The following is a 19,346-nucleotide window of genomic DNA, read 5'->3' as shown; positions in this document are numbered from 1 at the left end:
GTAGACGACTGGTCTAGTTCTTGGTAGATTGAACCTATGAATACTACAACGCAACTACATAACAATGAAATCCGCGAGCATATTCTGGCGACAGGTCAGCGTATTATGGCGGGTAAAGGATTTTCTGCGGTCGGATTGAACGAAATACTTAAAGATGCTGGTGTGCCTAAAGGCTCTTTCTATCATTACTTTAGTTCGAAAGAAGCTTTTGGCGCAGATATGCTGGCACACTATTTTGATGATTATCTGGCCGATATCGACAGGACACTGGGTCAGCCTGGTCTCAATATGGCTCAGCGGCTGATGAACTACTGGCAGCAGTGGCGAGAATCTCAGTCGTTCTCTGACTGTCAGGGTAAGTGTCTTGCCGTGAAATTAGGTGCTGAAGTTGCCGATCTTTCGGACACGATGCGCTTAACGCTAGAGGCAGGCACTTCCGGGATAATCTCGCGTCTGGCACAAGCGTTAGAAACGGGCGTAGCCGAGGGATCTCTCACTATTGACGATACGCCTCGCACCGTGGCAGAAAGCCTCTACCAGCTTTGGGTAGGTGCAAGCGTCATGGTCAAGATTGTTCGAAATACTGGCCCGTTTGATTCAGCGCTGATCACGACAAGAAAAATTATTCATATTACCCCCTAGCAAGGGGGTACTCAGTATAGAATCGTTTTTTGTACCCGTTTAATATACGACCGGTCTAATATTTACCACTTAATTGCCAAAGGCGGGATTTACTCGAAAGGTGAGGACTGGAGTTCTTATGTGGTCAGCGATGGCCTGCTGATCACCGGGCAAAACCCAATGTCCTCGGCAGCAACGGCAGCCCAGCTCATTAAGCAGTTCGGTGCATAACTGTTGACGACAATCAATATTCCTGCGACCGACCTTGGCATGCAAGTATGTTTAACAAGTTCAGGTGACCAAATTAGTAAATCACTCCCTAGAGAACCATCATTTTAAAATGGCCAGCCAGTGAATGTATTGAGAATTGCCCAAAGGCACAGCGTGTTGACAATAGATACACAACCTTATAATGTATATCCATTGTCAACACAGGAGATATAAAAAATGCGTGACGCTGCGATTAATTTGCGCGCTTTGCCGGAACAACGTGATCTCATCGACCAAGCCGCCAGCCTATTGGGTAAAAACCGATCTGATTTTATGCTGGAAGTAGCGTGTGAACGCGCGCAGGCTATTTTGCTCGACCAGGTTTTCTTCCAGTTAGATACTGAAAAATTCCATGAATTCACAGCGATGCTTGACGCACCTCAAAAGGCAAATCAGGGTCTGGAACGGCTCATGGCAGTGAAAGCACCTTGGGCATGAGTCTAAAACTGTCTGCTCCTGAGCCACTTACAACTGAACATATCCTTGATGCGTTTGGTTGTGGGGAATCAACGTTAGATGAATGGTTAAAACGACGCGCTCTGACAAACCATTTAAACGGTGCAAGTCGTACTTTTGTTGTCGCGACTCACGATAAGAGTATTGTCGGTTATTATGCGCTCGCAGCCGGCGCTGTGTTGCACAGGGAAGCAACAGGGTCTGTTCGGCGTAATATGCCTGATCCAGTTCCGGTCATAGTATTGGGAAGATTGGCGGTCGACCTTCGCACTCAGGGATTAAAGCTAGGTGCATCATTGCTACAGGATGCCGTTCTTCGAGTTCATTCAATTGCTGAAAACACAGGTGTCAGAGCATTACTCGTACATGCACTTCATGAACCGGCTAAACAATTTTATGAACACTACGGTTTTACATCATCGCCAATTAATCCGATGACATTAATGCTGCGTATTTAATATTTCCGGTGACCTTGAAGCGCAGCATGTGATCACAGCAAAAACATAAACATGAATTCACACATCATAATGATGAAGTGTGAATTATGCTATTTTTTATCGTTATGATGGAGAGTGCTTTTTTCCATGATATCAATCATCGCCCCTTCATGCGCCTGAAGATTACGGATATAACGCATTAATGTTTCAGGCTTTTTCCAGGTTCCTTCCTGCATAATCTGAGCGACAGCATAGCCACGTCCCGCCATATCCTGTGCAGCGCCTACGCGGGCACTGTGACCAGTCCAGGCTGTATAGCGCCCTTTGTTTGGAATGATAGCTTCACCTGCTCCAATCGTACGCCAGGCCTGTGCGAAAATAGATTCCATCGCCGGCGTGCTCAGCGGACGGGCGATTGAAAGAGTTGCACTTCCCGAACGGTGAACCGGACAAAAGAGGAAGGCATCGGGTTCAGCGCTGATACCTGACACCGACAACCATTCCGACAGCCGGCGGGAGGACTGCGAACTGAGAGATTTGATCAGTCCACCTGTCTGAACAATAGTCTTGGTATAACTCACATTAAGGATAATCCTGCCATCCGGCGCCCGGGAGATATCACGAACACGGAGGCGGGCTAGCTCACTGATACGCAGCAGGGTACTGTAAGCGACATGCAGGAATGCAAGATCCCGTTTTTGGCGAAGCAAAATCGAGTCAGACCATAATGCATCCAGCTTAAGCAGATCCTCAAGACGAAAGGGCACAGCCTGGCCAGTTCGTTCACCCTCGACAACCGCAACACGATTTATCTTTTTCACCGCCCGGAAAACCAGTGGGGAAGTGTTTGGCGGTGTAAGACCGGCGTTACGGTGTAACATCGAAATCAATGAGCCATGCGTCGCAATTGTTGAAGAGGCTCGGCCGTTCTCTTGCAGCCAGTTCAGGTAATCACGAAGGTCTGACGCAAGCATGGGCAAAAATGAACGGCTATTTTCTGTCGACCACCTGTGGCAGATCCGCATAACGCTCATCAACTGTCGCCAGGTATTGGGTGAAAAAGCCTCCTTGTCCTGAACAAATTCCTTCAGCCTGGCCAGAACATCTTCTTCCGCCTGGATAACAGGCAGTATCGGGTTAATTGGTGATAACTTGCCCATAGATAGCTTAAAAAGCGAACTCCCGGTCACTGACGACGCTACGTGGATTCTGATAAAGAAGCAGGGTATTTCCCTTGCAGATTTCACGTAGCGAAACCTGCACGATCCGCAGTGAAAAATTACCTGCACCTTGTAACTACTGGATAGATTATCTGTTCTTTATGTATATCGCTAACTTTATATAAGTCCCATTATATTAAGTCAAAAAAGCCAACGTCATTCAGTGCAAAGAAAGGTGAAAGGCATAGCCAGGGAGGAGATCTCAGATAAGGAGATTCAACATCTTCATTATTGATACATAGCATGAGATTTAACATAAATCAGGAGTCATCAGTCATCAGTGAAAATGTTGAAAAAAACACTTTTGAAGAGGACATTTAGTTGTACATTATTCCTGCGCCGTAATGGGGTTCTTCTTCGGTTTTCTCATGACCATGAAGAGTTGACTGTCTCAGCAGCACAGGGGAACCTGGATGTGTGGCATATCGCTGAGGTCCTGAAAAGGCGATCTAAGGGTGAAACAGTCGCTGTTTTTGCCCACCTGACGACCCTTGTTCAGGGTTTCATAGCCCATAAGCATTTTCTTGATGACCTCAAGCAGGTAGCTGGCTTGGGTACAATAGAGACGCACCTTACCGCAGATCGCATAACGTTAATTATGTTAAATAAGATAGCAAACCCCGCGCCCAATAATTGCCCGTCCTTTATCCAGCCTCACCTGCTTCGTTAAACGTTTCCTGACGATAATGAATCGCCAGATACATTGGGCTTGCGCCGCACAGACCCGTTCGGCCCGGTGCATGCGGGTTAAAACTAAAAAGTGTTCCCCGTAAGTCCCTGACAAAAAATGCGATTAATTTGACACAACCTTGACAGATAGATGCCTGGACAGTAGTTTTATTTGAAATTAATGACTAGGCAAGCATTATGCACAATACTTCCGCTATTAGCGGCGATAAATTACCCCTTGGTTTGCTTATCCACCTCGCGAACCAGTTCAAAGACCAGATCATCAGCGAGTACTTTGCCGGTGCGAATATCACTGCACAACAATTCAAGGTATTGATTAGTATATATAAAGGTTTTTACAGCCCTGTTGAAATCAGCAAAAATTTGGTGATGGACGCCGGTGGCATGAGTCGCATGGTCGACCGTATGGTAAAGCGGGAACTGATTGCACGTACCCCGAACCCGCAGGATAAACGCCAGGTGATTCTGACGTTGACTGACGAAGGTCAGGCCCTGTGCGAACGTTTTGAGAAAGATGCGCAGACCTCAATCATGGGCAATCTCACCGCACGCCTTACTCCCGGGGAATCCCGCTTACTGGTAGAGCTCATTACAAAAATGCTCCCGGACGACATCACCGCACCTCATCGCTAACGTTTTCAAAAAGGTCATCACAAGATGGAAACCACACCAGCCCAAGATGTTGAGCGCGGTAGCAAGCGCAAACGTAATTTTATAATTTTGTTTTTTATTCTGGTGATTGCCGCCGGGGGAATACTGGCGTGGTATCTGCTTTACGCCCGCTTCTATGAATCTACCGATGATGCTTACGTAAATGGCAACCAGGTCACGCTTACGCCGCAGATTGGCGGTACGGTGACACAAGTGACGGTGGATGAAGGCGACTTTGTACAGAAAGGCCAGCCGCTGGTGCTGCTCGACCCGAGCGACACCGAAATCGCTCTGCAACAGGCGGAAGCTAACCTTGCGAACACCGTTCGTCAGGTTCGCGGTTTGTACAGCACGGCGGATAACTACCGTGCCCAGGTTGCGGCCAAAAAAGTCGCCTTGCAAACGGCACAAAATGACTATACCCGCCGCCAGAAGATCTTCTCTTCCGGCGCTATTTCTTCGGAAGATCTTTCTCACTACCGTGATGCGGTCACCAGCGCACAAAGCGATTTAGCCGCCGCGCAGGAAGCGTTACGCACCAATACTGCAATGGTCGACGACACCGTTATCGACAGTCATCCGGAAATCAAAAGTGCGGTTGCCACACTGCGCCAGCGCTTCCTGGACAACGCCCGCACTACCATCGTTGCACCCGTAAGCGGTTACGTAGCCAAACGCGCTGTGCAGCTGGGTATGCGCGTGGATTCCGGCACCACGCTGCTGGCTATCGTGCCGCTGAGTGAAGTGTGGGTGGATGCAAACTTCAAAGAAAGTCAGATGTACTCCATGCGCCTGGGCCAGAAGGTCACGCTCAATGCGGATCTTTACGGTGACAACGTTGAATACCACGGCACTATCGAAAGCCTGGGCATCGGGACCGGCAGTGCGTTCTCTCTGCTACCCGCCCAGAATGCCAGCGGCAACTGGATCAAGATTGTTCAGCGCCTGCCGGTGCGTATCACGCTTGATCCGCGCGATATGCAGAAGCACCCGCTGCGCGTTGGCCTGTCGATGAACGTCCGCGTGGATATCCGCGACGACGGCGGCCATTTGCTGCCGCAGCAAACCGTTAGCACCCCACGTTTCAGCACGGATGTGTATCAAAACCCGCTGGCGGAAGCGGACAAACTGGTGGCTAAAATCCTTCATGACAACAGCAAAACGGTTGCCACAGGCAGCCGTTAAGGGAGACGTAATGCAAGATAAGGCCGCATTTACGCCGCCCACTATGTGGCTGGCGGTGCTCGCATTGTCGCTGGCGACATTTATGCAGGTATTGGACTCCACCATTGCAAACGTTGCGCTGCCGACTATCGCCGGAAACCTTGGCGTTAGTGCGGACCAGGGGACGTGGGTTATCACCTCCTTTGCGGTATGTAACGCCATTGCCCTGCCGCTGACCGGCTGGTTTACCCGCCGGTTCGGGCAACTGAAGTTGTTTCTTGGTTCGGTGGTGATGTTTACGCTCAGCTCGTTCCTGTGCGGCTTAGCGCACAGCATGACCGAACTGATCATCTTTCGCGCCCTGCAGGGGTTTTTCGCAGGCCCGATGTTCCCGATGTGTCAGACGTTGCTGCTGGTGATCTTCCCCCCCAGCAAGCGAAGCATGGCGCTGGCGCTGCTGTCGATGGTGACGGTTGTCGCACCCATCGTCGGACCCATCACCGGAGGCTGGATCACCGATAACTATTCCTGGCCATGGATCTTCTACATCAATGTGCCAATCGGCATTTTTGCCACTCTCGTGGTCTGGACCCAGCTGCGTGCCCGTGAAGAAACGACGAGCCACGTGCCAATTGACTATATTGGCATTGCGCTGCTGGTGATGGGGGTTGGGTTGCTGCAGGTTGTATTAGATAAGGGCAACGATCTCGACTGGTTTGCTTCCCTGCAAATTGTCATCATGACGGTCATTTCCGCGATTTCTCTGGTGTCGTTTGTCATCTGGGAACTGGGCGAGCGCCATCCGATTGTTAACCTGCGCTTGTTCAAAGAACGCAACTTTGCCGTCGGCACGCTCTCGCTAACACTGGGCTACGCCGCGTTCTTCGCCATCAACATTATTCTGCCACAGTGGCTGCAAACTCAGATGGGCTATACGGCGATTTGGGCAGGGCTCGCCGCCGCACCCATGGGCGTACTGCCGTTATTGATGACGCCGTTTATTGGCCGCTATGCCAACAAAGTTGATCTGCGTATTCTGGCATCGCTGTCATTCCTTACGATGGGGGCATCCTGTCTCATCCGTGCACAGTTCAACACCGACGTGGATTTCCGCACCATTGCGCAAGTGCAGCTGTTTATGGGGATTGGCGTGGCGTTTTTCTTTATGCCTGTGACCACTATCGTCTTGTCGAATCTTAACGGTGCAGAAATCGCCGAAGGTTCCGGTCTGGCAACGTTCTTCCGCGTACTGGGCGGGTCGTTCGCCTCGTCGCTGACGACCTGGATTTGGTCCCGCAGAGAGGTATTCCACCATGCCAATCTGACGGAGAGCGTCTCTGCGTACAACCCGGCGGCGGTGAATTATATTGAGAAGATGGGGGGGCTCACCCAGCAGAATATGGCGTCTGTCGATAAAACCATTGAGCAGCAGGCCTATATGATGTCGACCATTGATTACTTCTGGATATTAGGCTGGGGTTTTATGGCGCTGATTGTGGTTATCTGGTTCACACGGCCACCCTTCAGTCGTTCTGGTCCGTCAGGTGCTCCGGCGGCAGGGCATTAAATGAAAGACAAAACTTAATTATGATTATATGAACTTAAGTGACTGATATTATAATGTTTTCAAATACAAGAATTTGACATCTGCTTTTTGAGTCGCTTTACTTCGGGGACTTCCATGCCGCCAAACTTCTTGCACCAGGTGTAAAAGGTGGCGTCTGAAATAGCATACTGAGGCAGAGTTCCCGGGCCGAAACCCCGGCTTCGGCCTCCCGGAGAATACTGATGATCTGTTCGTCGAAAAAACGCTTCTTCGTGGGGATGTCCTCATGTGGCTTATGAAGACATTACTCACAGCGGGGTGTATTAATCAACGGGGAGCAGGTCAAACTGGGCGATGCTGAAGTGGCCAACACGAATATTGCCCGCATGATCGCTGTACAAATGGAATCCACCCTCAAAACCGCAAGTGTCGCGTTGACCGATCTTTCGGAACGTCTGGAAGTCGACGGTACCGGTGCACACGAACTCGGCCGACTGCAGACTCACCTGGTTGAAACAGCCAAGGCCAACGCCGAACTACACGGATTATTTGCCTAAATACGCCACAAGTCGTCCAGCATCGTTCCATTGGTGTTTGTCACTTAAATTTTCAAGTAACTATGTTAATTAAGTTGGTTCAGATCAAACGAGGGAGCAACTCACGCCAATATAATGAATGTTCTTAAAAAAATTTATTAGAGATATATATGCGTCTGCTAACTAAGAGTGAAGTTGAAAATATCTCTGGCGGCTACAATGGCAACGGTCCATCATCCGGCATGACGGATGGTGGTGGCGTTGTTTCTGGCAGTTCTGGTGGATCATCATTTTATTTAACGTTGGTATGCATGAAAAAATCATCTCCAGTTTTTATATTTGTAACCACATTTTTTTGCGGATTATTAACCTTCGCCATATTAAGTCGCATTGGCGTGTATTTCACCTTTTCGATATTGGAAATACCTCTTTGGCTGGCTAACTGGATTGCGGGTGTAGCGATGATTGTGGGTCTGGTCCGAATTGTCGAAATCATCTATTACGTATTATTACCTAAAATCAGCGGGCGTCTAAAAAACTGATGGTTGTTTAATGAATGGCATCTAAAAATTATATTAATATGAGAGAAAAAAATGAAACATTACTTCCTTGCATCTTTGTTCACTATTATGACTCTGCCAATGGCAACCAGTGCAATGGCCTTAACACCTGAGGCATCTGTCAAGGAAATCGCTGATAACTTGGTTGAACTCAATCCCATAACATGGACCGCTCCTGCCGAAAAATATCACATGGTTGTCTTTATCGATAACCAATGTAGTTATTGTTCGGACGTGGTTAAAAAGGTTCAGCAGTATACGGATGCTGGACTTACCATGTCATTCCTTACGGTTGCTCCTCCGGCTATCCATGATAAAGTGATCAGCGATATGGCCAGGGTCTGGTGCTCCAACTCCCCACGTGAAAGCCTACGTAATGCAATGGCTGGTTTTTTACCGAATAATGACACTTCACCAGCCTGCATCAGGACAATAGAGCAGCAATCAGCACTCGCGAATCGTGTCGGTATTGAGGTTACACCAGTGATGGTTGTTATGCAGCCTTCGCCAGTTGTGTTTATTGGGAATGTAAAGCCCGCTGAAATCCTCAAGGCATTAAAGCATTAGCCTTTGGAGAATATCTTGTGGGGTCCGGGGTGGGGAGGACAGTAAGTTCATACGGCTGATTACACGTCCGGGAGGACCATGTATTCCGTAAATTTCCACAGGATATCTCTTTCCATTTCAACGCGTTGAAGTCTTTTCTTTAGCTCACGTATCTCAATCTGCTCAGGTGTCATGGGTGAAGCTATGGGTGATTTTCCCGCTCGCTCATCTTTCAGTTGTCGAACCCATTTGTCCATCGTGGATTTGCCGACATTCATCGCAGTGGCAGCGGCGGCAACGGTGTAGTGCTGATCGAGTACAAGCTGGGCAGCTTCGAGGCGAAACTCGGGGCTAAAATTGCGTCTGTTACGTCCGGTCATAATGTCACCTGTTTTGACTGTGAGGTGATGATATCACCTCTATTCAGGTGGCCAAATTTACTATGCCACTACAGTTTTTCGGCAGGCTTATATTCCGGATGAAAGTAAATGGGCGTCGGGTCCATTTACTCTCGGTTGTTGTAAAAGTATCCTCCAGAGGATATAGTTAGCGTACGGATTTTTTCCGTACGTGTGATTCACATTCAGTTTACTCGTAATTTTTTAAGCCTTAGTTCCTATCAAAGGAGGTGCGGTATGTCCGCCCTGAAAAAACAACGAATCGATCTTAGATTAAACGACGAAGATAAAAGGATGATCGAGGAAGCGGCGGCAATGACAAATCAGTCTGTCACGCAATTTATGTTGAGCAGTGCCTCAGAACGTGCTGCCGAAGTTATTGAACAACACCGTAGACTGATCCTCAACGAGGAATCATGGGAGCTGGTGATGAATGCAATTAGCAATCCTGCGATTCCTAATGAAAGGCTGAAACAAGCAGCAAAACGTCTACAGAGTATGGAGTAAATAGTGGACGGCCTGATAATAGATATTCTTAACGAGGACGCCGAGTACAATCTGGCTGACTTCGACTGCGGTGAAACGTCCTTGAATGTGTTTTTAAGTGATCATTTAAGACGACAACATAATGGGAAAATTTTACGTGGCTATGTTCTTCAAACCCAAGATAATGTCCCCAAAGTTTTAGGTTACTACACGTTATCGGGCAGTTGCTTTGAAAGAGCAACGCTGCCGTCTAAGACACAGCAGAAGAAAGTGCCTTACCATAACGTTCCCAGCGTCACTCTGGGCCGTTTAGCGATAGATAAATCACTTCACAAACAAGGCTATGGTTCTATGCTAGTTACGCACGCTATGCGGGTTGTTTATCGTGCATCTTTAGCTGTTGGTGTCCATGGGCTCTTTGTCGAGGCACTTAATGATAAGGCTAAGAATTTCTATATTAGTTTGGGTTTCACAGCTTTAGTAGGTGAGAATGAAAACTCCTTGTTTTATCCGACGACATCTATTGAGAAACTATTTCCCGAAGGATGATCATTACAACTTCTTGATTTTAAATATTTTACAGGTGTAACATTCCGGTACAAACAGGACTACTTTACGTTAGCCATAAGCTTTTCACGCCACCTCATAATAACCCGATGATAAAAAGCCATTTGTGACGATACAGCTCATCTAAAATTTGGGTTAATGCCATACTAGACTTCTCCCCCAGGTTTCATGCTCACTGAATGAAGGAGCGAACTGTATTGAATGCATCCTCCAACGATTCGGACCGCTATCTCATCCGCCTGAGCGGTATGAAGCGCCCTGTTACGACTCTGGTTATATTGGCTACAGCGCTTGTCTGTCTGTTGTTATTGGTCCTCGCCGGCGCATTTATTTCAGCATCCCGCACAGCGCAACTGGGCGATGCTGAAGTGGCCAACACGAATATTGCCCGCATGATCGCTGTACAGATGGAATCCACCCTCAAAACCGCAAGTGTCGCGTTGACCGATCTTTCGGAACGTCTGGAAGTCGACGGTACCGGTGCACACGAACTCGACCGGCTGCAGGCTCACCTGGTTGAAACAGCCAAGGCCAACTCCGAACTACACGGATTATTTGCCTACGGAGCGGACGGAACATGGCTGGCTACGTCTCTCAACCGCCCGGTTAAAGGGAATAATGCAGACCGTGAATACTTTACGTACCATCGCGCTAATCGAAGCCTTGCAGTACATGTCGGACCGCCAATTAAAAGCCGGTCCACCGGCGTCTGGATTATTCCGGTATCACGGAGAATTAACCTACCGGACGGAAGCTTCGGTGGTGTGGTCCTCGTTACGCTCAAAATTAATTTTTTTGAACGCATTTATAACGAAATTGATATCGGCAAAACCGGCACCGTCTTGCTCGCGCTTACCGATGGAACGTTGGTGTACAGGCGGCCCTTTGAAGAAAAGCTGATCGGGACTGATATTTCTAAAGGCCCTGTTCTGCAGGCTCTGTCCACGCATTACGCCGGTTCCTCAACCCTGGTCTCAAAGATTGACCGGATCGAACGGCTGTACAGCTACAGGCACGTGGATGGCTACCCCTTCATTGTTGCTGTCGGGCGCACGAAAACAGAATTATTAAGCCAATGGCAGCGCTCAAGCTTTTTCCTTGGCGGCACGGTATTGGTGATCTGCGCGATGTTCATATCGCTCGCATCAAAACTTGTCAGGCAAATAGGTATCCGGGACACGCTCGCTCAAAAACTGCATGACCGTTCCGAGGGGCTTGAACAGTACAATATTGGCCTGCAGGTACTGGCAAACACGGACAAGCTTACCAGCATCGCAAATCGGTTGATGTTCGATAAAATTCTTGATCAGGAACTTAAACGTGCGCAACGCGGCGATGATTGCCTTTCGCTAATCTTACTGGATGTAGACCTTTTCAAGAAATTCAACGACCGCTATGGGCATGTAGCCGGCGACGCCGTTCTGCACAGCATTGGCAGGGTAATGTCTGAGCAGGTGACCCGAGCCGGCGACCTGGTCGCACGCTATGGCGGAGAAGAGTTCGTCGTTATTTTGCCTGGCACCGATATAAAAGGGGCGATCGAGGTTGCTGAGCGCATTCGCGAGGGGATACTCGCATTGACAATCCCCCATGTGGATACGCCATGGGGTCAGGTCAGTGCAAGTTTCGGCGTTACGACTGTTTATCCAGGCCAGCACAGAGGTTTGGTGTCAGCAGATGTTGTCAATCGCGCCGATCAGCAGTTGTATGAGGCGAAACGTACAGGACGAAACAGAGTCTGTGCCGAAGGTTCAGTGTGAAAAAACGGGCTGCAGACAGCCAGCAATACTGACAAGACAGGAGTTTTAGTGATGCAGACATTCCGGATAAACGTACCTGAAGACACACTGATCGACCTGAGCTCAAGACTGAAGCAGACCCGCTGGCCTTGCGAGGTAAAGGGACAAGGCTGGCTGCAGGGAACAGATCTGACGTTTTTGCAGCGCCTCTGCACCTACTGGGCCGAATCATTCGACTGGCGCAGCGCTGAAGCCCGTCTGAATGAGCTTCCTCAGTTCCGTACCATAGTCAGCGGCACGGGTCTGTACGTTATCCACGCCAGAGCAGAGAGAAAAAATGCGGTACCGCTGCTTCTCTGTAACGGCTGGCCAAGCTCAGTCTTTGAATATGTCGATGTGATCCCACGGCTGACAGCAGCAGGTTTTGACGTTATTGCGCCAGCGATGCCGGGATACGGATTTTCAGATAAACCGGAAGCGCCTGGCATGAACGGCACACGCATTGCGTCGCTTTATGCCACGCTTATGCATAATCTTGGCTACAACAAATTTTTCGCGCACGGCAGCGACCTGGGCTCACATATTGTGGATATGATGCGCCGTAACCATCCGGAAAGGTTGCTCGGTATTCATATGAGTAATGTGCGATCGGACTACCCACGTCCCGACGATGCCTCGCCGGAAGAGCAGGCCTTTCTTGAACAGGCTCAGCGGTGGATGTTTGAGGAAGGGGCGTACGCCATGATCCAGAGGACCCGCCCCCAGAGCCTGGCTTACGGGCTGAATGACAGCCCGGCGGGTCTTGCCGGCTGGATAATAGAAAAGTTCCAGGCGTGGAGTGATGGTGATATTGAACAGGTTTATGGCCTGGATGCAATATGCGCTAACCTGACTCTCTACTGGATTACAGAAACCGCCTGCTCGTCGGTCCGTCTCTATTCAGAAGTTGCCAGAGATCATGAGATGCAAACCTCGCCAGAGCGAGGAAACGTTCCGGCTGGCGTCATCATGTTTCCTGCCGATAATCTCCCGGCTCCGCGTGTCTGGGGAGAACGGTGGCTTAACATTATCCACTGGACTGAGGCGCCCCACGGTGGGCACTTTGCTGCCTGGGAAGCCCCTGACATTTTTGTGAATGATATCTGTGAATTTGCCAGAAAGGTGCTTCCTGCCCGCGAATAACTGGGTTGTCGATGCGGCACAATCCCGGAGACAGGCCGTCGGGCTCCGGGATGAGCAAATGAAAAAAACGTGCGCCTTACGCAATTGTCCGAACGACACCGCCGTCGACACGCAAGGAAGTGCCCGTTGTCGCCGAAGCCTGTTCCGAGCAGACATAGATGACCAGGTTTGCGACTTCTTCGGTTGTCGCGAAGCGCTTGATGAGTGTTGTCGGACGCGTCGTGTTGAGAAACTGCTGCTCGGCTTCCTCTTGCGTGATGCCCTGCGCCTCCGCAGCCGCTTTCATCCAGCCACCCATTATCTCCGAATTGGTCGGACCAGGGAGGACAGCATTGACTGTGACGCCCGTTCCGCCGACCACCTCGGCCAGGCCCCTCGAAATGGCGAGCTGAGCGGTTTTGGTCATCGCGTAGTCGATCAAGTCCACGGGGATAGCGAGCGCGGACTCGCTACTGATGAAGACGACACGGCCCCAGCCGCGCTTCATCATGTTCGGCACATAGTGGCGGGAGGCGCGAATACCACTCATGACGTTCAACTCAAAGAGATCGGTCCACTCGCTGTCGCCGATTTCGAAGAAGGGCTTCATGCGTCCCGTGCCGACATTGTTGACGAGAATGTCAGCATCCGGCACCCGCGCAAACAACTCCGCCGCACCCTCCGGCGTCGCAAGATCGGCGGAGACGCCGGTGAACTCACCTTTTGGGTAAAGCTCGCGCAACTCGCGAAGCACTGCATCGACCCGCTCCTTGCCGCGACCGTTGATGACGACGGCAGCGCCCGCACGCGCCAGCCCTTCTGCAATGGCTCGGCCAATACCTGCCGTGGACCCGGTAACGACCGCTTTACGGCCAGTAAGATCGATATTCATGACACCATTCCTTCAACTGTGGAGAGAATGGCATTGTGAGCGATGTCGGAATCAATGATAATACGTTAGTTTTGCATAATATTAATTCCTATAAGGAATGACTGGTGGATCGATTCCATGAATTAAACGCTTTCATAGCCGTGGTTGAAGCAGGCGGTTTTACCGCCGCCGCGCGTCGGACGGGGGATTCACAGTCCGCCATCAGCAAGGCTATTGGCGCGCTCGAGAGACGCCTTGGTGTAGCGTTATTTAACCGAAGTACACGCAGCGTGACCCTGACGGATCAAGGGCAGAGATACTACGAGCGGGCAAAACCGCTGCTTGACGAGATGGATGACGCCGACAGCGAACTGACCAGCAGCACGCACAATGTCTCGGGTCTGATCAGGATCGCTGCTTCAGGTACTTTCGGTCGTCTTCATATTTTGCCGCTTATCCCCGACCTGTTATCGCTCAACCCTGGCCTTCAGGTCGATCTCATTCTCTCTGACTTCGTGCGAAATATGGTGGAGGACGGCATCGATCTGGCGATCCGTGTAGGACCCGTCAACGATCCTGACGCGATTGTCAGACGCGTGGCCAGCACGCCCCTCGTATGCGTTGGATCCCGGCGCTACTTCGAGCAACGCGGAATGCCAAAGACCCCCGCCGAGCTCGTTGATCATAATTGCCTTGTATATCGAGGCCTGGCGGAGCCAACGCAATGGTCTTTTGTAGGACCAGAGGGCCAATTTAGCGTGTCCGTGCACGGAAATCTCACGTCCAACAGCGTCGAAACGATCCGAGCGGGTGTTCTGGCCGGCGTGGGAATCGGCCGGTTTGCCAAGGTCTCTCTTGCCGATGATCTCCGGCATCCAGACGTCCTTACTGTTCTCGACGAATTTACAGGCGACGCCAGAGACATAAGTCTCGTCTGGCCGAGACGCCGGTTTGTACCGGCGCGTGTGCGACGGATCACCGACTTTTTTGCGGAGGCGATACCACAGCGTATTTAGCCCCCGAACACCTCACATTCCAGTTTTGCCGAAGGTTGTGTCGCACAGCCAAACGCCGTACGTTCTCGTTCTCCGAGCCACCTCCCATTCGGTGTGGACGACATCGATTTTCTTATCGTTATTGCCTGGTGATGGGACAGCCAGCATTAATCTAAAAGGTCTTAAAATCTTGCTCAAACAATTAATAGATTCTTTACTTAACTCTTACAGCTAAGTACTGGCGACCTGTTTATTGCCCATCAATCCATACCCGAATTTGCCACTGGCCACTGCAGCTATTTATATGAAGGCTATGTCTTATTATTAACAATCCGTATATTAATTAAGAAGTAGCAGGAAATTTACTGATGGATTGCCCTCTCCATTCAAGCCTCGCCCCCAATCAAACTAAGGGTATTTTTAATTCTCGCTAAAAATGATCAATAGAATGCGCCTCAAACAAATTAAAGACCTTAGTTTTTTCATTTGTTTAATAAAAGCGCAGAATATGACAAACAATATTAATCTGTGGTCGCTAGCTATTTTAAATAGGATTCTTCCTGATTACAGCCTGCACCTTCTGTTTTTTCAAAGGTTGGGCTGCAGAGAATTTTAGAAACGGTTTCAATTGTTTTAAAAGTGCATGAACACTCTATGTTTTGGCATTGATAATATGACTCCTTGGTTTGCTGTGACAGGTATCGACTGGTTCGTATATGTGCTGAGTGATTGCAAAGCGGGCAACGCATCATAGGTAAAGCCTCGTTAATGTAATCATGCTAACTCATTGAATGTTAATAATTATATTGCGTGGGGTAATGATTGTCTTACTTCGACTGAGAGCGCAGAAGAAATGGGTGGGATGCAAACAAAATAAAGAGGAGAAAATAAAATCATTCCTGACATAACGCTTTCCTTAAAGATGTTGTGTACTTACTGTCTGATACATTCCATAAAAATTAAATAATTTATAGCTGTCTTAACCCTCACACAACAAATTAAATTGACAATGAAAAGTAATTCAAAATATTTCTTCCTAAGGATTTATTAATAATTATTTAAAATTCCGCGCTATTCCTCGCAGTTAAACCGATTATTTTTCTCTGAAGATTCATAATGAGTAAGCCCGTCCAGGTTGCTAGCAATTTTACTAGAATTTGTGATGAACCGGTAGAGGATAAAATTCGCTTCTTTTCCTGACGATGAGAAAATAATATGTAGTCAACTACACAACCTCCATTGCCAAAACATATATATAAGGTATTTCATACAAATTATGTATACATAATGGCACAACATCAACTGAGTGCATGCCTTATTTAATCATGTAACTATTCTTACGACTTCAAACGTCAAACAGTCTTAACACTTATTTAATTAAAGGATATTTACATGACAAATTTAAATTATACACCGACAATCTGGACACGTGCTGATGCTCTGAAGGTCAACGAAAACGACCCGACCACCACCCAGCCTATTGTTGACGCCGATTTTCCGGTTATGAGTGATGAAGTATTTATTTGGGATACTATGCCCCTGCGGTCATTAGACGGTACGGTGGTTTCTGTAGACGGATGGTCCGTTATTTTCACGCTTACCGCTCAGCGTAATAACAATAATTCAGAGTATCTCGACGCAGAAGGAAATTATGACATCACCAGTGACTGGAATAATCGCCACGGGCGCGCAAGAATTTGTTACTGGTATTCCCGTACGGGTAAAGATTGGATTTTTGGCGGGCGTGTGATGGCAGAAGGTGTCTCCCCTACATCCCGCGAATGGGCAGGGACTCCCATTTTGCTTAATGAAGACGGTGATATTGATCTTTATTATACCTGCGTCACGCCGGGAGCGACTATTGCAAAAGTGAGAGGCAAAGTGCTGACCTCAGAAGAAGGTGTAACGCTGGCCGGTTTCAACGAGGTTAAATCATTATTTTCAGCTGACGGCGTGTACTACCAAACTGAAAGTCAAAATCCGTACTGGAACTTCAGGGATCCAAGCCCGTTTATCGATCCTCATGATGGCAAGCTTTACATGGTATTTGAAGGAAATGTGGCGGGTGAACGGGGTTCTCACGTCATTGGCAAACAGGAAATGGGTACCCTGCCCCCGGGCCATCGTGATGTGGGCAATGCGAGATACCAGGCGGGTTGTATTGGTATGGCCGTCGCCAAAGATCTTTCAGGAGACGAATGGGAAATCCTCCCACCTCTGGTCACGGCTGTCGGTGTGAATGATCAAACCGAACGCCCGCATTTTGTCTTCCAGGATGGAAAATATTACTTATTCACTATCAGTCATAAATTTACTTATGCAGATGGTCTGACAGGTCCTGACGGTGTTTACGGCTTCCTGAGTGATAACCTTACCGGCCCGTATTCTCCGATGAACGGCTCCGGTTTGGTGTTAGGCAATCCGCCTTCTCAGCCCTTCCAGACCTACTCACATTGCGTCATGCCCAATGGCCTGGTGACATCCTTTATTGATAACGTTCCGACAAGCGACGGTAATTATCGTATTGGTGGGACAGAAGCTCCTACCGTAAAAATTGTCCTTAAGGGAAACCGTTCCTTTGTAGAGCGCGTGTTTGATTACGGGTATATCCCGCCGATGAAAAACATTATTTTAAATTAATGAGGTAATCTGCCCTTCCGCATATTGTTTGCGGAGGGGCAGGTTAAAGGAGTCATAGTATCTGAAAGATATATGCCTCATCAGACCTCAAAGGTAAAAAGGCTTTATTTTGAAACCCGACCATCCATTAATAATGTTGTTCTTAACGCTTTTTTTTCGCCAGGATTCTCCTGCCAGCGGTGTAATGATGTCAATGTTAATGGCACTGCTCAGGACAATATATTTGAAAGGCTCCCGACGGGAAATGATATGCGAAGCGTTACTTTGTGGAGCTCTCACTATGACTGCGATTTCAGTAGGATTATACTTTGGGGCCTCTAAAAATATGATGATAAGTATCGGCGGTATCATTGGTTTTATCGGCGTCAGAAAAATATGGGAATATTTAACCAGTTATATTCAGAAAAAATTATTAGGGAAGTAAACTGATGAGCGGCTTAACATCCCCTTTTCGGTCAAAGCACAAAGTGACAATCAATCATTTCTGTCTCAGAAACGCTCAAATCGATACGGAGCGGGATCAATAATTGGCTGACAGCCGGAAACAAGATCGGCCGCCAATTGTCCGGCTGCTGGCGAAGTACCAAAACCATGACCGGAGAAACCCGTTGCAACAGTCAGACCGGGTATTCTGGTTACAGGTCCGATAACCGGGTTGGAGTCTGGTGTAACATCAATTGCTCCAGCCCATGTATCGGCAATCTCCGCTTTGGCGAATGCGGGCCAGGCTGCCATTAAATTATCCATCGCTTCCTGATTAAGTGCCCGGTTGGCAGGGGGATCCATCATCCGCACCTTCTCAAACGGCGTGATACTTTTTGCCCCCCAATGACGTGCCAGCGTCAGGTCATGCAAAAAATTCTTACCCAGCGAAATACGTAAATTGTCGCGCTGTGCACGCAGCTGGGGCAAATAGCGTAATCCGAGCAATAGATGGTCCGGTACCAGTGAAGCGTCCAGCGCGCCGCGCTGGGTAATAATGAACCCGCCATCCTGATGTTTTCGGAAAGAAAAATCCGGTGCGCCAACCGCTATGTCTGTCGGACCAGCCATCGGACGTGTGCGCAATACCGAACAGATTAATGGTAAGGTCGGCAAGGATACGCCATGATTGCCCAAAAAACGCCTCGACCAGAGCCCGCCGGCGAGCAGCACCTGATCGCAACGAATTTCTCCACGTTCGGTGACCACACCACTGACTTTCCCGGCAGAAAGTGTCAGGCTGCGCACTGCGCAATTTTCCACAATAAAGGCCCCTCTGGCGATCGCAGCTTTTGCTATCGCGCTGGCAGCCAGTGTCGGTTCGGCACGTCCGTCGGAAGGCGTATAGATCCCCCCTGCCCATTGCCCTCTGCCCCCGGGGACCATTGCAGCAATTTCGTGCCGACTAAGCAAACGCGAGTCAAGTGACAGGTGCGCAACCGATTTGAGCCAACCTTCATACAAAGCCATCTGCGCCTGCGTGCGGGCAACAAACATTATCCCCGCCTGGCGGTAACCCACATCACTTCCCAGCCGATGCGGCATCATCGCCCAGAGCCGATCCGACGCCAGCGCTAACGGAATATCTTCGGCAAGACGGCTGGTCTTACGTACCCATCCGAGATTACGGGATGATTGCTCTCCTGCAATAGCGCCTTTTTCCAATAAAACTACAGGGATTTTACGTTCAGCAAGCGCCAGGGCGGCAGTCAGGCCAACGATGCCTCCCCCGATCACCACCACAGTCGTTGCGGCAGGGAAAGTGGCGGAAGTCTGAACAGGAGTTATTGCCGGAGCCATAGCAACCTTC

Annotated in this window: 20 protein-coding genes and 3 pseudogenes; 17 read left to right on the top strand and 6 right to left on the bottom strand. The window is 49.2% G+C overall.

Going from position 1 to position 19,346, the window contains the following annotated elements:
- Window positions 1-36: 36 nt before the first annotated feature.
- From RAHAQ2_RS24320 to RAHAQ2_RS25395, 4 genes and pseudogenes are all read left to right on the top strand, one after another.
- A complete protein-coding gene (locus RAHAQ2_RS24320) occupies window positions 37-642 on the top strand; it encodes a TetR/AcrR family transcriptional regulator (protein WP_014333868.1) in 606 nt (201 codons plus the stop codon).
- A 69-nt stretch (window positions 643-711) separates the two neighbouring features.
- A pseudogene (locus RAHAQ2_RS26090) lies at window positions 712-852 on the top strand (type 1 glutamine amidotransferase domain-containing protein); the annotation flags it as partial.
- Window positions 853-1,068: 216 nt separating this feature from the next.
- Window positions 1,069-1,329 carry a type II toxin-antitoxin system TacA family antitoxin gene (locus tag RAHAQ2_RS24315; RefSeq protein WP_014333867.1) on the top strand — a complete coding sequence of 87 codons (261 nt, stop codon included), beginning with the start codon at window positions 1,069-1,071 and terminating at the stop codon, window positions 1,327-1,329.
- On the top strand, window positions 1,326-1,805 hold the full coding sequence (locus RAHAQ2_RS25395; protein ID WP_014333866.1) for a GNAT family N-acetyltransferase: 480 nt from the start codon (window positions 1,326-1,328) through the stop codon (window positions 1,803-1,805). The genes RAHAQ2_RS24315 and RAHAQ2_RS25395 overlap by 4 nt, the downstream gene beginning before the upstream one ends.
- A gap of 89 nt (window positions 1,806-1,894) precedes the next feature.
- Here the strand turns inward: RAHAQ2_RS25395 and RAHAQ2_RS24310 are convergent, their stop codons facing one another.
- Window positions 1,895-2,944: a tyrosine-type recombinase/integrase gene (locus RAHAQ2_RS24310; protein ID WP_014333865.1), complete on the bottom strand. Its 1,050-nt coding sequence runs from the start codon at window positions 2,942-2,944 to the stop codon at window positions 1,895-1,897.
- Window positions 2,945-3,871: 927 nt separating this feature from the next.
- Between RAHAQ2_RS24310 and RAHAQ2_RS24300 the strand changes: the two genes are divergently transcribed.
- The 3 genes from RAHAQ2_RS24300 to RAHAQ2_RS24290 are packed head-to-tail and all read left to right on the top strand — an operon-like array spanning window position 3,872 to window position 7,076.
- The gene (locus RAHAQ2_RS24300; RefSeq protein ID WP_014333864.1) at window positions 3,872-4,327 is read left to right on the top strand and encodes a MarR family transcriptional regulator; all 456 of its coding nucleotides are present in this window, start codon (window positions 3,872-3,874) and stop codon (window positions 4,325-4,327) included.
- Window positions 4,328-4,351: 24 nt separating this feature from the next.
- Complete coding sequence (locus RAHAQ2_RS24295; RefSeq protein ID WP_014333863.1) at window positions 4,352-5,530, top strand: HlyD/EmrA/EmrK family protein; 1,179 nt, start codon at window positions 4,352-4,354, stop codon at window positions 5,528-5,530.
- A 10-nt stretch (window positions 5,531-5,540) separates the two neighbouring features.
- A complete protein-coding gene (locus RAHAQ2_RS24290) occupies window positions 5,541-7,076 on the top strand; it encodes a DHA2 family efflux MFS transporter permease subunit (protein WP_014333862.1) in 1,536 nt (511 codons plus the stop codon).
- A gap of 86 nt (window positions 7,077-7,162) precedes the next feature.
- Here RAHAQ2_RS24290 and RAHAQ2_RS25660 read toward each other — a convergent pair.
- Window positions 7,163-7,335: pseudogene (locus RAHAQ2_RS25660) on the bottom strand (transposase); the annotation flags it as partial.
- 82 nt (window positions 7,336-7,417) lie between these two features.
- Between RAHAQ2_RS25660 and RAHAQ2_RS24285 the strand changes: the two are divergent.
- From RAHAQ2_RS24285 to RAHAQ2_RS24280, 3 genes are all read left to right on the top strand, one after another.
- The gene (locus RAHAQ2_RS24285; protein WP_037041254.1) at window positions 7,418-7,612 is read left to right on the top strand and encodes a hypothetical protein; all 195 of its coding nucleotides are present in this window, start codon (window positions 7,418-7,420) and stop codon (window positions 7,610-7,612) included.
- A gap of 149 nt (window positions 7,613-7,761) precedes the next feature.
- Window positions 7,762-8,133, top strand: coding sequence for a hypothetical protein (locus tag RAHAQ2_RS25390; protein WP_014333861.1), 372 nt, complete (start codon window positions 7,762-7,764; stop codon window positions 8,131-8,133).
- 51 nt (window positions 8,134-8,184) lie between these two features.
- Window positions 8,185-8,718 carry a thioredoxin fold domain-containing protein gene (locus tag RAHAQ2_RS24280; protein WP_014333860.1) on the top strand — a complete coding sequence of 178 codons (534 nt, stop codon included), beginning with the start codon at window positions 8,185-8,187 and terminating at the stop codon, window positions 8,716-8,718.
- 92 nt (window positions 8,719-8,810) lie between these two features.
- Here RAHAQ2_RS24280 and RAHAQ2_RS24275 read toward each other — a convergent pair.
- A pseudogene (locus tag RAHAQ2_RS24275) lies at window positions 8,811-9,077 on the bottom strand (transposase); the annotation flags it as partial.
- Window positions 9,078-9,332: 255 nt separating this feature from the next.
- Here RAHAQ2_RS24275 and RAHAQ2_RS24270 point away from each other — a divergent pair.
- From RAHAQ2_RS24270 to RAHAQ2_RS24255, 4 genes are all read left to right on the top strand, one after another.
- On the top strand, window positions 9,333-9,602 hold the full coding sequence (locus RAHAQ2_RS24270; RefSeq protein ID WP_014333858.1) for a type II toxin-antitoxin system TacA family antitoxin: 270 nt from the start codon (window positions 9,333-9,335) through the stop codon (window positions 9,600-9,602).
- Between the two features lie 3 nt (window positions 9,603-9,605).
- Window positions 9,606-10,130, top strand: a complete 525-nt coding sequence (locus tag RAHAQ2_RS24265; protein ID WP_014333857.1) for a GNAT family N-acetyltransferase — start codon at window positions 9,606-9,608, stop codon at window positions 10,128-10,130.
- A gap of 215 nt (window positions 10,131-10,345) precedes the next feature.
- The gene (locus RAHAQ2_RS24260; protein ID WP_014333856.1) at window positions 10,346-11,908 is read left to right on the top strand and encodes a sensor domain-containing diguanylate cyclase; all 1,563 of its coding nucleotides are present in this window, start codon (window positions 10,346-10,348) and stop codon (window positions 11,906-11,908) included.
- Between the two features lie 51 nt (window positions 11,909-11,959).
- Window positions 11,960-13,069, top strand: coding sequence for an epoxide hydrolase family protein (locus RAHAQ2_RS24255; RefSeq protein ID WP_014333855.1), 1,110 nt, complete (start codon window positions 11,960-11,962; stop codon window positions 13,067-13,069).
- Between the two features lie 76 nt (window positions 13,070-13,145).
- Here RAHAQ2_RS24255 and RAHAQ2_RS24250 read toward each other — a convergent pair whose 3' ends face one another.
- Window positions 13,146-13,940, bottom strand: coding sequence for an SDR family NAD(P)-dependent oxidoreductase (locus RAHAQ2_RS24250; protein ID WP_014333854.1), 795 nt, complete (start codon window positions 13,938-13,940; stop codon window positions 13,146-13,148).
- Between the two features lie 104 nt (window positions 13,941-14,044).
- On the opposite strand from RAHAQ2_RS24250, the gene RAHAQ2_RS24245 reads away from it, so the two are divergent.
- The gene (locus RAHAQ2_RS24245; protein ID WP_014333853.1) at window positions 14,045-14,935 is read left to right on the top strand and encodes a LysR family transcriptional regulator; all 891 of its coding nucleotides are present in this window, start codon (window positions 14,045-14,047) and stop codon (window positions 14,933-14,935) included.
- 518 nt (window positions 14,936-15,453) lie between these two features.
- Here the strand turns inward: RAHAQ2_RS24245 and RAHAQ2_RS25385 are convergent.
- Window positions 15,454-15,666 carry an ogr/Delta-like zinc finger family protein gene (locus RAHAQ2_RS25385; protein WP_014333852.1) on the bottom strand — a complete coding sequence of 71 codons (213 nt, stop codon included), beginning with the start codon at window positions 15,664-15,666 and terminating at the stop codon, window positions 15,454-15,456.
- A 640-nt stretch (window positions 15,667-16,306) separates the two neighbouring features.
- Here RAHAQ2_RS25385 and sacB point away from each other — a divergent pair.
- Entirely contained in the window at window positions 16,307-17,554 is a 1,248-nt protein-coding gene (sacB, locus tag RAHAQ2_RS24240) for a levansucrase (RefSeq protein ID WP_014333851.1), read from the top strand.
- Window positions 17,555-17,687: 133 nt separating this feature from the next.
- Entirely contained in the window at window positions 17,688-17,978 is a 291-nt protein-coding gene (locus RAHAQ2_RS24235) for a phage holin, lambda family (RefSeq protein ID WP_037041228.1), read from the top strand.
- A 65-nt stretch (window positions 17,979-18,043) separates the two neighbouring features.
- Here the strand turns inward: RAHAQ2_RS24235 and RAHAQ2_RS24230 are convergent, their stop codons facing one another.
- Window positions 18,044-19,336 carry an NAD(P)/FAD-dependent oxidoreductase gene (locus RAHAQ2_RS24230; RefSeq protein WP_014333850.1) on the bottom strand — a complete coding sequence of 431 codons (1,293 nt, stop codon included), beginning with the start codon at window positions 19,334-19,336 and terminating at the stop codon, window positions 18,044-18,046.
- Window positions 19,337-19,346 lie beyond the last annotated feature (10 nt).

It is taken from the genome of Rahnella aquatilis CIP 78.65 = ATCC 33071 (assembly GCF_000241955.1).
Classification (GTDB): Bacteria; Pseudomonadota; Gammaproteobacteria; order Enterobacterales; family Enterobacteriaceae; genus Rahnella; species Rahnella aquatilis.
This window is presented reverse-complemented; position numbering and strand designations above follow the sequence as displayed.